15 protein-coding genes are annotated in these 14,416 nt (G+C 60.9%); 6 read left to right on the forward strand and 9 right to left on the reverse strand.

Annotated elements, in window-relative coordinates:
- Nucleotides 1-53: 53 nt before the first annotated feature.
- Nucleotides 54-2,009: a type IIA DNA topoisomerase subunit B gene (locus SJY10_RS12870; RefSeq protein WP_386683215.1), complete on the forward strand. Its 1,956-nt coding sequence runs from the start codon at nt 54-56 to the stop codon at nt 2,007-2,009.
- Nucleotides 2,010-2,037: 28 nt separating this feature from the next.
- Nucleotides 2,038-2,571, forward strand: coding sequence for a hypothetical protein (locus SJY10_RS12875; protein ID WP_386683217.1), 534 nt, complete (start codon nt 2,038-2,040; stop codon nt 2,569-2,571).
- 60 nt (nt 2,572-2,631) lie between these two features.
- On the opposite strand, the gene SJY10_RS12880 is transcribed toward SJY10_RS12875, so the two are convergent.
- From SJY10_RS12880 to SJY10_RS12890, 3 genes are all read right to left on the reverse strand, one after another.
- A complete protein-coding gene (locus SJY10_RS12880) occupies nt 2,632-3,024 on the reverse strand; it encodes a c-type cytochrome (protein ID WP_386683219.1) in 393 nt (130 codons plus the stop codon).
- A 72-nt stretch (nt 3,025-3,096) separates the two neighbouring features.
- Nucleotides 3,097-3,732, reverse strand: coding sequence for a DUF3047 domain-containing protein (locus SJY10_RS12885; RefSeq protein WP_386683221.1), 636 nt, complete (start codon nt 3,730-3,732; stop codon nt 3,097-3,099).
- Between the two features lie 115 nt (nt 3,733-3,847).
- On the reverse strand, nt 3,848-4,243 hold the full coding sequence (locus SJY10_RS12890) for a c-type cytochrome (protein WP_386683223.1): 396 nt from the start codon (nt 4,241-4,243) through the stop codon (nt 3,848-3,850).
- A 94-nt stretch (nt 4,244-4,337) separates the two neighbouring features.
- Here SJY10_RS12890 and SJY10_RS12895 point away from each other — a divergent pair, with 94 nt between their 5' ends.
- The gene (locus tag SJY10_RS12895) at nt 4,338-4,772 is read left to right on the forward strand and encodes a DMT family transporter (RefSeq protein ID WP_386683225.1); all 435 of its coding nucleotides are present in this window, start codon (nt 4,338-4,340) and stop codon (nt 4,770-4,772) included.
- On the opposite strand, the gene SJY10_RS12900 is transcribed toward SJY10_RS12895, so the two are convergent.
- From SJY10_RS12900 to proS, 6 genes are all read right to left on the reverse strand, one after another.
- Nucleotides 4,769-5,458: an ABC transporter ATP-binding protein gene (locus SJY10_RS12900; RefSeq protein ID WP_386683227.1), complete on the reverse strand. Its 690-nt coding sequence runs from the start codon at nt 5,456-5,458 to the stop codon at nt 4,769-4,771. The genes SJY10_RS12895 and SJY10_RS12900 overlap by 4 nt on opposite strands.
- The gene (locus SJY10_RS12905) at nt 5,451-6,734 is read right to left on the reverse strand and encodes a lipoprotein-releasing ABC transporter permease subunit (RefSeq protein WP_386683229.1); all 1,284 of its coding nucleotides are present in this window, start codon (nt 6,732-6,734) and stop codon (nt 5,451-5,453) included. The genes SJY10_RS12900 and SJY10_RS12905 overlap by 8 nt, the downstream gene beginning before the upstream one ends.
- 177 nt (nt 6,735-6,911) lie before the next feature.
- Complete coding sequence (locus SJY10_RS12910) at nt 6,912-7,619, reverse strand: ThuA domain-containing protein (RefSeq protein WP_386683231.1); 708 nt, start codon at nt 7,617-7,619, stop codon at nt 6,912-6,914.
- Between the two features lie 20 nt (nt 7,620-7,639).
- On the reverse strand, nt 7,640-8,239 hold the full coding sequence (locus tag SJY10_RS12915; protein WP_386683233.1) for a DUF2937 family protein: 600 nt from the start codon (nt 8,237-8,239) through the stop codon (nt 7,640-7,642).
- The gene (locus tag SJY10_RS12920; protein ID WP_386683235.1) at nt 8,236-8,817 is read right to left on the reverse strand and encodes a peroxiredoxin; all 582 of its coding nucleotides are present in this window, start codon (nt 8,815-8,817) and stop codon (nt 8,236-8,238) included. The genes SJY10_RS12915 and SJY10_RS12920 overlap by 4 nt, the downstream gene beginning before the upstream one ends.
- 167 nt (nt 8,818-8,984) lie before the next feature.
- On the reverse strand, nt 8,985-10,322 hold the full coding sequence (proS, locus tag SJY10_RS12925; protein WP_386683237.1) for a proline--tRNA ligase: 1,338 nt from the start codon (nt 10,320-10,322) through the stop codon (nt 8,985-8,987).
- Between the two features lie 129 nt (nt 10,323-10,451).
- Between proS and SJY10_RS12930 the strand changes: the two genes are divergently transcribed.
- Genes SJY10_RS12930 through SJY10_RS12940 form a run of 3 tightly spaced genes read left to right on the forward strand, consistent with a single transcriptional unit; the run spans nt 10,452 to nt 14,386 of the window.
- Complete coding sequence (locus SJY10_RS12930; RefSeq protein ID WP_386683239.1) at nt 10,452-11,510, forward strand: AI-2E family transporter; 1,059 nt, start codon at nt 10,452-10,454, stop codon at nt 11,508-11,510.
- Nucleotides 11,511-11,518: 8 nt separating this feature from the next.
- Nucleotides 11,519-12,178: a chromosomal replication initiator DnaA gene (locus SJY10_RS12935; RefSeq protein WP_386683241.1), complete on the forward strand. Its 660-nt coding sequence runs from the start codon at nt 11,519-11,521 to the stop codon at nt 12,176-12,178.
- 42 nt (nt 12,179-12,220) lie between these two features.
- Nucleotides 12,221-14,386, forward strand: coding sequence for an RNA degradosome polyphosphate kinase (locus SJY10_RS12940; RefSeq protein WP_386683243.1), 2,166 nt, complete (start codon nt 12,221-12,223; stop codon nt 14,384-14,386).
- Nucleotides 14,387-14,416: the final 30 nt, after the last annotated feature.

Here is a 14,416-nt window from a genome sequence, read left to right on the forward strand (position 1 = left end):
CCCGCCCCGCCCCGCCTGCCAATATGCGCCAAACCGTGAAAAGAGCAGCGCATATGTCCGATCTCCTCTCCGGGGGCTCCCCCGATTCTTATAATGCCTCGTCCATCCAGGTGCTGGAGGACATGGAACACGTCCGCCTGCGCCCCGGTATGTATATCGGTGGCAAGGATGACCGCGCCCTGCACCACATGGTGGCAGAGATTATCGACAACTCCATGGACGAAGCCGTCGCCGGCCACGCCACATGGATCGAGGTCGAATTGCACGCCAACGGCCATGTTACCGTGCGCGACAACGGGCGCGGTATCCCGATCGGGCCGCACCCCAAGGATCCGACGAAATCGGCGCTGGAAATCGTCTTTTGCACCTTGAACGCAGGCGGCAAGTTTTCCGGCGACAGCTATTCCACGTCCGGCGGTCTGCACGGCGTGGGCTCTTCTGTTGTAAACGCTCTGTCCGACCACCTGCGGGTCGAGGTCGCGCAGAACAAAGAGCTGTTCGCGATGGAATTTTCCCGCGGCGTCCCGCAGGGCAAGCTGGAAAAGATCGGCGCAGCCCCCAACCGGCGCGGCACATCGGTGACGTTTCACCCCGACGCCGAGATTTTTGGCCCGCTGCAGCTGAGACCGGCCCGCCTGTTCAAAATGGCGCGGTCCAAGGCCTATTTGTTCAGCGGTGTCGAAATCCGCTGGAAAACCGAAATCGACGACGGCGAAACGCCCGCCACCGCAACGTTCAAATTTCCCGGCGGTCTGGCCGATTACCTGAACGAAACCTTAAGCGGCTCTACCACCTATTCCGACACCCCCTTTGCGGGCAACGTCAGCTTTACCGAAAAGTTCGGCGTGCCAGGCAAGGTGGAATGGGCGATCAACTGGACCCCTGCCCGCGACGGCTTTATCCAGTCTTATTGTAACACTGTCCCCACGCCAGAGGGCGGCACCCACGAGGCCGGCTTTTGGTCCGCGATCCTGAAGGGCATCAAGGCCTATGGCGATCTGACCAACAACCGCAAGGCGGGCAATATCACGCGCGAGGACCTGACCGCCGGCGGCTGCGCGCTGGTGTCCTGTTTCATCCGAGAGCCAGAGTTCGTCGGCCAGACCAAGGACCGCCTTGCCACTGTTGACGCGCAACGCATGGTGGACGCTGCCGTGCGCGACCACTTTGACAACTGGCTGGCGGCTGACACGAAATCCGCCGGCGCCATCCTGGATTTCCTGATCCTGCGCGCCGAAGAACGGATGCGCCGCAAGCAGGAAAAGGAAACCGCCCGCAAGACGGCGACCAAAAAACTGCGCCTGCCCGGCAAGCTAACCGATTGCACCAACAAGACCCGCGAAGGCACAGAGCTGTTCATCGTAGAGGGCGACTCGGCCGGCGGGTCCGGCAAGGGCGCGCGCGATCGCAAGACACAGGCGCTGCTGCCGCTGAAGGGCAAGATCCTGAACGTGCTGGGTGCGGCATCAGGCAAGCTGACCACCAACGCCGAAATTTCCGATCTGTGCGAAGCGCTGGGCGTCGGCATGGGCACGCGGTTCAATCTGGACGATCTGCGCTATGATAAGGTCATCATCATGACCGACGCCGACGTCGACGGCGCGCATATCGCATCCTTGCTGATGACGTTCTTCTTTACCCAGATGCGCCCGCTGATCGACAACGGCCACCTGTATCTGGCCTGCCCGCCGCTGTATCGCCTGACCCAAGGGGCGAAGCGCGTCTATGTCTCTGACGATGCAGAAAAAGACCGCGTGCTGGAAAAGGGCCTGGGCGGCAAAGGCAAGATCGACCTGCAACGCTTTAAGGGTCTGGGCGAAATGGACGCCGCCGACCTGAAATCCACCACCATGGACCCCGCCACCCGCAAACTGATCCGCGTCACCGTCGCCGACGAAGAACCGGGCGAGACCAGCGATCTGGTCGAGCGCCTGATGGGCAAAAAGCCCGAGTTGCGCTTTGCCTATATTCAGGAGAATGCGCGGTTTGTGGAGGAGTTGGATGTTTGAGGTATTTTAGTTTAAGAAGGCTCGTGCTTTGAGCAGATCACTCGCTAGCGATCTAGCATCTATATTCGTATTGGAAATCAATACGGGCCTACAATCATGTTTTCGATGCATCCGCCAGATCAATTACGAACTGACAGTTGCTACCAAACCGGATGCAGAGAGCCTTTTCTTCTGGACTCACACGCTATTGATGCACTCAGCGCAGATATCTTCAATTTTCTGGCCGACTGAATCGAAATATGAAAAAAGAGGAGCTGAATTACGATTACTAATAGACGAAGATTCGGCTAACGTCCTGAAAAACAGATCAATAAGAAATGATATCGTACATAAAGACGAACGACTTCATAAATGGTATGAAAAATCAGAATACGGTAATGTAGCTGACAAAAACATCGGTCCGCGAGCAGGGCTATCTGCATTTACAGGCTTTGATATGATCGAGTACTTTATAACCGATGAAACAGTTTTTTTATTTCGAGGTAGAGAGTATGATTTGCAGAAACTTGCTTATGCTCTCGACAAAATCAATAGAGCATTAAACCTTCCAAAAACCAAATAACTTAATTTGCAAATACCGTCACTTGGTCCTTAGTCATTGAGCTAAAGCAAACTGCTAACCCTACCTCTGCACACTCGCCAAATACGCCAGCAAATCGACAATCGGCAGGCTGGTCATAATTGGCTGGCCGGTCTCGGATTTCACGGCCACGTCCCACCCTTCAAAGAAATCGCCGTAGACGGGCATCGGTGATCCGTGGCTGGTCAGGGGGTCGCGGCCGTCGATGCGCATCACGATGCGGGTGATCGGCAAGGTCCCGCCAAAGCGGAACTGCATACGCGTCAGGTCGGGCGGGCGGATCAGGATCATGTTCGCCATCGGCCCGTCGCCCTGCGCCCCAGCCCCGTGGCAGGTGGCGCAGTGCTTGGTGAATAGCTTCTCTCCGACCTCGGCGTTTTGCGCGTGCAGCGGCAGGCCAAGGCAGATCAGCAGGGCGGCAAGGGTGTGGCGCATGGGATCACTCCAATTTCGGTTTGATCCCAGCGTGGTCCCCCTGCCCGCCTTTTGCGTTGATTTAGATCAAAATCAGTTCAGGCTTAGCCCGCTGACCGTGGCGGCGATGCTGGTTTTCGTGTCGTCGCTGTCACCCGACACGGCCAGCCCGATCAGTGCGCCCGGCGCGCCGCCGAAGGCGCGGGTGTAGTCGGCGGCAAGGTTCACGCTTTCGCTGAATGCACCGGTGCCGGCCTGGCGCAGCGGAATCGTCACGCCGGTGCCGGCGGTGCCATAGGGCGAGGGCAGCACCGATCCGATCGCATTGTTGCCGCCATAGGCGTATTGCAGCACGCGCACATCGCTGCGGCCAAGCAGCGCGCGGATATCGGCGTTTGCCAGCTCTGCCGCAACGGCCTGCGGAACAAAGACGAAGTAGACAGCGATATTGCGGTCATCCCCGCCTTTGCGGCTCAGGTCCGTGGCGGGCACGCTTTGCGTGACGTTCCACGACCAGCTGGCCGATGTCGCGCCCCAGTCCGCCTGCGGCGCGCGGCCCCATGCGATGCTGACGGTCCCGTTCGACGCCAGCGACAGGGACTGTCCAAAGCTGTAATCGTTAGAGCCGAACAGCGACAGGCGCTGCTCTTGCCAATTGGCAAAGCTGACGGGGCCAGCAGTGGCGGCTGATGCGGCAACGATCAGGGCAGCGGCGAGGGGCAGTTTCATGCAGGTATCCTTTAACTGATTTGGTCAAAAGATAGCCGAAGCCGCAGGCAAATCACCCCGTGACACCGTTTGTCACGCCATTGTCAGGCGCGCGCGGCGCTTTGCAACATCCCGCTCAGGGCTGCTGGATCAGTTCCAGATAGTTGGACAGGGCCAGCAGCTCTGCCGGGACCGGTACGGGATTGCCATCCTCTGCGGTCATCACCAGCGGGCCAAGGTCGCCATCGCCGAAACGCGGCATCGGGTCTGCACCGCCGTGGCTGCCCCGGTTGAAGCCGTCGATCTGGCTCATCACGCGGTCCTGCGGAAAGGTGCCGCCATTGCGGGCGCTGATCAGGGTCAGGTCAGGCGGCGTCACGGCAAGGCTGGCCGCCATTGCTGCATTGCCGCGCCCGTCGCGGCCGTGACAGGCAGAACATTGCGCCACAAAGGCAGCTTCGCCGTCGATGACCTGCTGCTCTGGAGCGCAGGCGGCCAAAGCCAGAATTCCTGTCAGGATGATGATACGCATGTGGGGGCCTCGTGCTGCTTGTGCGCGCCGTTGGTCCGGCGCATGTTGCCGCCAATCATGGGCGCTAAGGCCCGGTCTGGCAAGTGAGGGCGCGATGTCTGTGCAAGTGTGGATCATGTTGGCAACGGGCATCGGTATTCCCGTGCTGGCGGCAATGAACGGCGCATTGGGGCGCCATATCGGATCGCCCGCCGTCGCGGCCTGCGTGCTGTTTGCCGTGGCTTTCAGCATCGCGCTGGTGGCGGCGCTGGTCACGAACCCGGGCGCGGTGGCCAAGCTGCCGACAGCACCGAAGCAGTGGTTCATCGCGGGCAGCTTTGTCGCGTTCTATGTCTTGGCGATCACATGGATCGGCCCTGACATGGGGATCGGCAAGGCCGTATTCTATGTCCTGCTGGGCCAGCTGATCGCGGCGGCGGTCATTGACCATTTCGGCCTTTTCAACGCCCGCGTTGCGGCCATCACCTGGACCCGGCTGGCGGGTATCGCGCTGATGGCGGCGGGTGTCTACGTCGCCCAGCGCGCCTAGGCCGCGCCGTCCACAAGCCGTCCGTCCACAAGGCGCACTGCGCGGTCCATCCGGGCGGCAAGGTCCAGGTTATGCGTGGCAATCACCGCCGCCAGTCCCGTGCTGCGCACAAGTCCCATCAGCGCGTCGAACACCTTGTCAGAGGTTGCGGGATCAAGGTTGCCTGTCGGCTCGTCCGCCAGCAGCAGCACCGGATCATTGGCCAGCGCGCGGCAGAAGGCGACGCGCTGCTGCTCTCCGCCTGACAGCTCTGCCGGGCGATGGGCAGCGCGGTGGGCGACACCGACGGTTTCCAGCAGCATCATGGCGCGGTCGCGCGCATCCTGGTCGCGCACACCATTGGCCATCTGCGGCAAAGTGATGTTTTCCAGCGCCGAAAACTCCGGCAGCAGGTGGTGGAACTGATAGATAAAGCCGACATCATTGCGGCGGATCGCGGTGCGGCGGCGGTCGTTCAGATTGGTCATATCCTCGCCCCGGATCGCAACTGTGCCAGTGTCGGCCGTATCCAGCAGACCCGCGATATGCAGCAGCGTCGACTTGCCCGCGCCAGAGGGCGCGACAAGGGCCACGACCTCTCCGGCCTGCACGGACAATGTCGCGCCTTGCAGCACGCGCACTTCGTTCGGCTTGCCGTGATTGTAGCCCTTTTTCAGGTCAGTCAGGGTCAGGATCGGATTATTCATAGCGCAACGCCTCGACCGGGTTCATGCGGGCCGCACGGCGGGCCGGAAAGATGGTGACAATCCACGACAGACCCAGCGACAGCGCCACGGATGACAGCACATCGCCCAAGTTCAACTGCGCTGGCAGCGCATAGATGCCGCGGATTTCAGGATCCCAAACACCGCCGCCCGCAACATAGTTCACGAAGGAAAAGATCGGATCGATATAAAGTGCAAACAGGCACCCGAGGATCAGGCCAAGCACCGTGCCGACCGTCCCGATCCCTGCCCCGCAGATAAAGAAAATGCGCAAGACCGACCCTTCGGTCAGGCCCATGGTGCGCAGGATACCGATATCGCGGCCCTTGTTTTTGACCAGCATGATCAGGCCGGAAATGATGTTCATGGATGCAATCAACACAAGGATCGAAAGAAGGACGAACATTACGTTATCCTCGACCGTCAGGGCCCGCAGGAAAGCGCCTGCGCTATCACGCCATGACCACAGGTAGGCATAATCGCCAGCAGCGTTCAAGATCGCCGGCATGACGCTGTCAACAGCGTCCGGATCGGCGACCATGACTTCAATCTCGTCCGCGACGCCTTCGCGGTTGAAAAAGGTCTGCGCCTGATCCAGCGGCATGTAAACGCGAGTTTTATCAATATCATAGCGGCCAGCTGTAAAGATATAGACTACCGAATAGACATTCACACGCGGGCTGGTGCCCATCGCGGTACGCACGCCGTTGGGGGAAATCAGCTTGATCCGGTCGCCAACAGCAACGCCCAACTCGCGCGCAACGCCGGACCCGATGGCGATGCCGCTGGCGAAATCATCAAGGCTGCCGGTGGAATCCTCTGGTGTGACGATGCGCGGGACGGTGCGCAGGTCAGCCTCGGTGATGCCGTAAACTTCGACGCCGGCGTTTTGCGTGCCGCGGTTCGCCATGACTTGCTGGCGCACCAAGGGCGCGGCGCGGGTGACGCCGGGGACCTGCGAAATACGGTCCGTCAGCGCGGCATAGTCCGAAATGATCCGCGTGAACTGATCCGTGCCTGAAATCGGCGTTTGTTCATAGACGGTGACATGGGCGTTGGAGCCAAGGATGGTATCCACGAACTCTGCCCGGAAGCCGGAGCGGATCGCCAGCGTCGCAATCAGGGCGAAGACGGCCAGCGTGATGCCGATCAAGCTGATCCAGGTCATCGTCGACACGCCGCCCTCTGCCCGTTTGGCGCGGATGTAGCGCCAGGCAATGAGCCATTCGAAGCGCGCGAAAGGAGGGGTCTGGGCCATGGCAGGTTCCGGTTCTTGGGTCGGGCGGACCTTGACCGCAAATCAAGGGGCGCGTCAATGCAAGGGGGTGTGAGGTGGGCGCTTGTCGCTTGCGGGGCCTGATCTGGGAAGGGTTGAGGGGGCGCTGCCCCCCGTCGCGGTGCGACGTCCCCCGGAGTTTAACTGGCCAGATGAAGCCTAGCCGTGGTTGCCGCTGTTTTGCAGGTGGGCAATGGACTGGCCTGCGGCGGCGGCCTTGCCTTTGGCCGCCCAGATAAGGCCGCGGCGAATCATTTCATGGGGCGGGCCGCTGGCGATAACGTCGGCCTGGTGCCCCAGCGCGTTGTAGTAGACCCGGCCGAGGCCCCATTTGCGTGTCCATGCAACAGGCATATCTACCGCGCCGTTCGGGCTGTGGTACCATGTCACCACGTCCGTGCGGGTGATGGCGAGGACGTGGTTGGCGGGATCGGTGTGCAGGTAGTATTGCTCTGTCCTGATATCGAAATCCGGGATGCCATTGGTCAGGGGATCGTCTGCGGTCATCGTCACGCGGTGTTTGACGCCGTCGCCGCCGGGGTGGGCAACCCAGTTTGCGCCGGTGATGAATTGCCACAGCGGATTGCCGCGAAAGGCGTCGCACATGCCCCCGTGGCACCCGGCAAGACCGGTGCCGCGGGCGACAGCCTCTGACACGTTCGTTGCGGCCGCGCGGCTGAGGTCGGACATGGTCCAAACCGGCACGATCAGGTCGAGCCTTTGCAGCAATTCGGGATCATCGAAAGGTGCGAGGCTGTCCGTGAGGGTGACGTCTGCACCAGTCGCGGTCAGCATATCGCGAAAGAGGTGGGCGATGCGTTCAGGCTGATGGCCGTCCCAGCCGCCCCATGTGATCAAGGCTTTCATATGGCGCAACCTTTCAACGGCTAACCCCGGCGCACGCCGGACAGGCGCGGGGTTGTGGTGGCGGTTTGATGGGGACGCAGGGCGGGTTCCTGGCGCAAGGCTGATGCGCTGCGGCCCGGGCTTCGGCCCAGGCTGCGGCTGCGGTTACGCAAGGTGCCCATGACCATCGCCAGCACGATACGCAGCGCAGCCCAGCTAAGGATAAATCCTGTGCCTGCTGCAGCTACACCGGCCACAGAAAGAGGCACGGCTGGCGTGAAGTCGGACCATGTTGCGGCAAAGGTAGCGGGATCGCCAAGGCGCTGCGGCATGGTCATGCGCGCAAGGGGGGAGGCACCGCGCAGCGTAGCAAGATTATCGGTCAGCTCGGCATGGCGGCGAAAGGTGCGGCGCATATCCGCCTGTCGGTCCTGCAGGAACGGGGTGCCGGTCAGTTCCTCTAGCGCCTGGGTCCGGGTCAGGCCCGCGCGCATGGCAGAGTTTTCAAAATCCGCGACGACGATATTCAGCGCATCCACCTGCCCTGCCAGCCGCTGCAGGTATTGCTGCGAAAATTCGGGGTATTGCGATAGTGCGGCACCGCCTGCCAAACCGCCGATCAAGGCCAGGGCGCGGATCATGCGTTCACCGGGTGATCGAGCCATGCGATGACGCGGGCGGCATCCTCGTCCGGGGGAAAGACGGGGTAGTTTACATGCTGGATCAGGCCGTCCTGCAGGATCAGGGTGCAGCGTTTCAGCAGGGTCAGCCCATCTGCGGTAAAGCGCGGCAGATTAAGCGCCCCCATCAGCGCACCCTGTGCATCGGACAGCAGCGGATAGGGCAGATGCAACCGGTTTGCTGCCTCTTGCTGATCGGTCGTGTCCTGAGAGGACAGGCCAAAAAGGTGCTGCACGCCGCGTGCGCGCAGAGCGGCGGCATGATCGCGGTAGGCGCAGCTTTGCGGCGTGCAGCCGCGCGCACCGGGGATTGTGTCCCAATCTGCGGGCAGATCGCGGTCCGGCCGGCCTGTCATGGGATAAATGTAGACAACGCAGCGCCCCGCAAGTCGGGACAGATCCACAACCTGCCCGTCAGTGGCTGGCAGCGGGACAGACGGCATAGCAAGCCCCGGAAGATGGGCCGCGCCGCCGTCATCGCGCGGTGCGGGCAATTGCGTCCAGTCGACATGCGTAGGGGGTGTCGCGGTCGGGGGCATTGGAAGGGCCTGTCTGCTGCGTTCTGTTTTGCGCACACTGTGCCGCAAGTCGCGCTGCAGGTCTACCGGGTGATGAACCAGCGGCAGTAACGGGCAGGTGACACGCAAACGGCGGTGCAGGTTGTCCCGCACCGCCGTTCCGTCAGGCCTGACGTATCTGGGCCCGGTTAAAGGTCGGCGTAGATCGCGATCAGCTTGGCGACGGCATCGCCGGGGGACAGTTCCTGGCTTTCGCCAGTACGGCGGCTGGTTAGTTCGACCACGCCATCCTTGAGCCCCCGCGGGCCAACCGTGATACGCCATGGCAGGCCGATCATGTCCATCGTGCCGAACTTGGCCCCTGCCCGTTCGTCCCGGTCATCATACAGCGGATCAAGGCCAGCGGCGCGCAGGCTGTCGTAAAGGTCTTCGCAAGCCGCATCTGTCGCTGCGTCACCCTGGCGCAGGTTCACGATGCCGGCGTGGAAGGGGGTTACGCCTTCGGGCCAGATGATGCCTTTGTCGTCGTGGCTTGCCTCGATGATGGCACCCAGAAGGCGGGACACGCCGATGCCGTGCGATCCCATGTGGACCGCGACAGGCTTGCCGTCGGGGCCTTGCACGGTTGCGCCCATGGCGTCGGAATACTTGGTGCCAAAGTAGAAGATCTGGCCGACCTCGATCCCGCGTGCGGTGCGGCGGCGCTCTTCTGGCACTTGGGCAAACAAAGCCTCGTCGTGGGTTTCGTCGGTGCGGGCATAGCGCGACGTGAACTCTTCGAGCACGGCGGCGCAGGCGGCCTTGTCGTCGAAGTCGATCTGGCGATCGCCAAATGTCAGATCGGTAATCTCGCTGTCATAGAACACCTCTGATTTGCCGGTTTCCGCCAGCACGAGGAATTCGTGCGTATCGTCGCCGCCGATGGGGCCGGAATCGGCGCGCATCGGAATCGCCTGCAGGCCCATGCGTTCATAGGTGCGCAGATAGCTGACCAAGTGGCGGTTGTAGGCATGCAGCGCATCCTCTTGTGTCAGATCGAAGTTATAGCCGTCCTTCATCAGGAATTCGCGGCCACGCATCACGCCAAAGCGGGGACGCGTTTCATCGCGGAATTTCCACTGGATTTGATAGAGTGTCAGCGGCAGGTCCTTGTAGCTGCTGACATGAGAGCGAAAGATGTCGGTGACCAACTCTTCTGCTGTGGGGGTAAACAGCATCTCGCGGCCGCCGCGATCCTTGATCCGCAGCATTTCATCGCCGTAGGCGTCATAGCGGCCGCTTTCGCGCCACAGATCGGCGGACTGGATTGTCGGCATCAGCATGGCCAAATGGCCGGCCTTGGCTTGTTCCTCGTGAACGATCTGTTCGATGCGCTTGAGGATTTTGTATCCCATCGGCAGCCAGGAATAGATCCCGGCGCTGGCCTGCTTGATCAGGCCCGCCTGCAGCATCAAGCGGTGGCTGACAATCTGCGCCTCGCGCGGGGTTTCCTTGAGGACGGGGAGGAAGTAGCGCGACATACGCATGGGGTGTGTGACCTTATGACGAAAAGTGTTGCCGAACTGTCTAGTCGTCCCCCTGCCCGCCCGCAAGCATGGCTTGCACGGCTGTCGCTGCTGCGGCATTGAAAGAGAAGTGATCGAGAAGGAAATCCGATGCCGATGTCAACGCGCCAGCAAACTGTCTATTGGGGCATCGCAAGTGCGGTATTTCTGCTGGTGCTTTATGCGCTTGGCAATGTGATCATGCCTTTCGTGCTGGGCGGTGCAATCGCCTATATCCTTGATCCGGTGGCCGACCGTCTGGAACGGCTGGGCCTGTCACGCACGCTGGCCGTCGCGATCATCGCGCTTGTCGCGTTGCTGGTGTTTGTCCTGCTGATCCTGCTGGTGATCCCGACACTGGTGACACAGGCCACGCAACTGGTCGAAATGGCACCCCAATTGATCGATACGTTGCAAAGCTGGCTGACGACCCGCTTTCCCGAATTGCTGGTCGAAGGGTCCACAATCCGCACCCAGCTGGACAACATCGGCAATATGATTCAATCGCGCGGCGGTGAGGTGCTAAATACGCTTCTGTCATCGGCGATGGGGCTTGTGAACATGGTTGTGCTGCTGGTCGTGGTGCCTGTGGTTGCCATCTATTTGCTGGTTGACTGGGACAACATGACGGCGCGGATCGACGCGCTGCTGCCCCGCGATCACGTTAATACCGTGCGCGATCTGGCGCGCCAGATCGACCGCACGCTGGCCAGCTTCATCCGGGGGCAAGGCCTTGTCTGTCTGATCCTTGGCACATTTTACGCGGTTGCGCTGGCCCTTGTCGGTTTGAATTTCGGCCTCGTGGTGGGCGCGGTGGCCGGGGCGCTGACATTTATTCCCTATGTCGGGGCTATCGTTGGCGGCGGTCTGGCGCTGGGCCTTGCGTTGTTCCAGTTCTGGGGCGAATGGCCCTGGCTGATTGCTGTCTATGCGATCTTTCAATCCGGCCAGTTCGTCGAAGGCAACATCCTGACGCCAAAACTGGTCGGCAATTCGGTGGGCTTGCACCCGGTCTGGCTGCTGTTTGCCTTGTCGGTATTCGGCTCTCTTTTCGGTTTTGTCGGTTTGCTCGTTGCCGTGCCCGTTGCGGCTGTCATCGGTGTTCTGGCGCGGTTTGCGCTGGACCGTTATCGCGCCAGCCCCCTTTACCGCGGCACGCTGGGCGACTGACCGTGGCCATGCAACTGACCTTCGACTGGCCAACGGGTGTTGCGCTGGGGGCAGAGGATTTCTTTGTCACCGATGCCAATCGCGCCGCCTATACCATGATCGCCGCACCGGAAATCTGGCCTCAGGGCAAGCTGGTGCTGATCGGGCCAGAGGGCGCGGGCAAAAGCCATCTGGCCCGCGTGTTCGCAGCCCGCCACAGTGCCCAGATTGTCAGCGCCGCAGACCTGCCTGATGGTCTGAACCCCGCCTCGGCGGTCGTCGTCGAAGACATGGACCGCCTGCCCCGCAGGTCAGAAGAAGTGATGTTCCACCTGCACAACAACCTTGCAGCGCACCGTTTGCCGCTGCTTATGACCGCCCGCAGCCACCCTGCGCGCTGGCCCGTCACCCTGCCCGATCTGGCCAGCCGGATGCAGGCAACAACCCCCGCCACGATCACCGGCCCCGACGATGCGCTGTTGCAGGCGGTGTTGATGAAGCTTTTTGCCGACCGCCAGATTCTGCCATCACCCGAAGTGGCGACCTATCTGACGCCGCGGATTGAACGGTCATTTGCAAGTGCGCAACGTATCGTAGCGGCGCTGGATTCCGCCGCTTTGACACAAAAGCGGGCAATCACCGTTAAACTGGCCGCACAGGTTCTGGACAAGCAAGACGGCTTGCTGTGAACTCTGTCATACGCCTGCCATATCGGCGAGGCATAAGGCGCTATGATGAACGCTGATTTTTTAAATAGTGACCGCCCTGATCCGGTGACACTCGACCTTGACCTGACCACCGCAGACCGTTTTGTGAACCGGGAACTGTCGTGGATCGGCTTCAACATGCGTGTGCTGGAAGAAGCGGAAAACCCCCGCGTGCCCCTGTTGGAACGGCTGCGCTTTTTGTCGATTTCCGCCACCAATCTGGATGAATTCTATACCGTGCGCGTTGCCGGCCTGCGCGAGCTGGCCCATGCGGGCAACACCACGCCGGGCCTAGACGGGCTGACCCCAGCGGAACAGCTGCGCCTGATTGACGTGGCAGCGCGTCTTTTGATGGATCGCCAGCAGACGGTTTATCGGACTCTTGTGTCCGAAATGGCGCAAACCGGCATTCACATCCTGACCCGCGATGATCTGGGAACGGACGACATCACATTTTTGGGTGACTTTTTTCTGGAACAGGTCTTTCCCGTCCTGTCCCCCATGGCGATTGATCCCGCCCACCCTTTCCCGTTCCTGCCGAACGAAGGCTTTGCCCTTGCCCTGCAACTGGAACGCAGCAGCGACAAGCGGCTCTTGCGCGCCTTGCTGCCGGTCCCTGCGCAGATCAAACGCTTTGTGCGCCTGCCCGGCGATGATTTCCGCTTTATCCCGCTGGAAGAATTGCTGCTGCACTTCGTCGGCCGCCTTTACCCCGGCTATAAGGTACGCGGGCAATGCGCGTTCAAGGTGCTGCGCGATAGCGACCTGGAGCTGGAGGACGAAGCCGAGGATCTGGTGCGCGAGTTCGAGACCGCCTTGAAACGCCGCCGCCGCGGCGAAGTGGTGCGGCTAAAGATTTCCGACAATGCCCCCACCGCGCTGCGCGATCTGATCATGCACGAATTGCATGTCACCGAAGAAGAAGTCGTGAACGTCGACGGTCTGATCGGTATCAGCGATCTAAGCGAGCTTGTGCTAGACGAACGCCCTGACCTGCTGTGGCCCACCTTTAGCCCCCGCGTGCCCGAACGCGTGCAGGATCACGATGGCGATATGTTCGCTGCGATCCGGCAAAAGGACATGCTGCTGCACCACCCGTACGAAACATTCGATATGGTGGTGCGGTTCCTTGCGCAGGCTGCCCGCGATCCCGATGTCGTGGCCATCAAGCAGACGCTGTATCGCACATCGAAAAAGTCCCCCATCGTCGAGGCGCTTTGCGAAGCTGCCGAAGACGGCAAATCGGTTACGGCATTGGTAGAGCTGAAGGCCCGTTTTGACGAGGCTGCCAATATCCGCCAATCGCGGCGGCTGGAACGGTCCGGCGCGCATGTCGTCTATGGCTTCTTGAACTACAAAACCCACGCCAAGATCAGCACCGTTGTGCGCCGCGAAGGCGACAAACTGGTAACCTACACCCACTTTGGCACCGGCAATTACCATCCGATCACTGCGCGCATCTATACGGATGTGTCGCTATTCACCTGCGACGCAGCCCTAGGCCGGGATGCGACCAAGGTGTTCAATTACCTGTCCGGCTACGCCCAACCCGAAGGGCTGGAAAACCTTGCGATTTCTCCCATCTGCCTCAAGACAGAATTGATCCAGATGATCGAGGCAGAGGCCGATAACGCCCGGGCCGGCAAGCCTGCAGTTATCTGGGCCAAAATGAACAGCCTGATTGAAAAGGACGTGATCGACGCACTTTATGCCGCCAGTCAGGCGGGTGTGCGGATTGATCTGGTTGTGCGCGGCATCTGCGGTTTGCGCCCGAATGTGGCGGGCCTGTCGGAAAATATCCGCGTCAAATCCATCGTTGGTCGGTTTCTGGAACACAGCCGTATCGTTTGTTTCGGCGCAGGCCATGCTCTGCCCAGCAAAAAGGCGCGGGTCTTTATCAGCTCTGCCGACTGGATGAGCCGGAACCTGAACCGCCGGGTCGAAACGCTGGTTGAAATCACGAACAACACCGTCAAGGCGCAGATTGTCAGCCAGATTATGGCGGCCAATATGGCCGATGTGGCGCAAAGCTGGGTGATGCAGGCTGACGGCAGCTTTATCCGCGCGACCTGGCCGGATGGCGAATTTGCGTTCAACTGCCACCGGTTCTTTATGGAAAACCCGTCCCTGTCCGGCCGCGGCTCTGCCGGTGCGTCCGATGTGCCGCAGTTGACCCATACTGACGACTGATCACAGGTTGCGGGGCGTTGACTCTGCGGC

It is taken from the genome of Loktanella sp. R86503 (assembly GCF_042466455.1).
Classification (GTDB): Bacteria; Pseudomonadota; Alphaproteobacteria; order Rhodobacterales; family Rhodobacteraceae; genus Loktanella.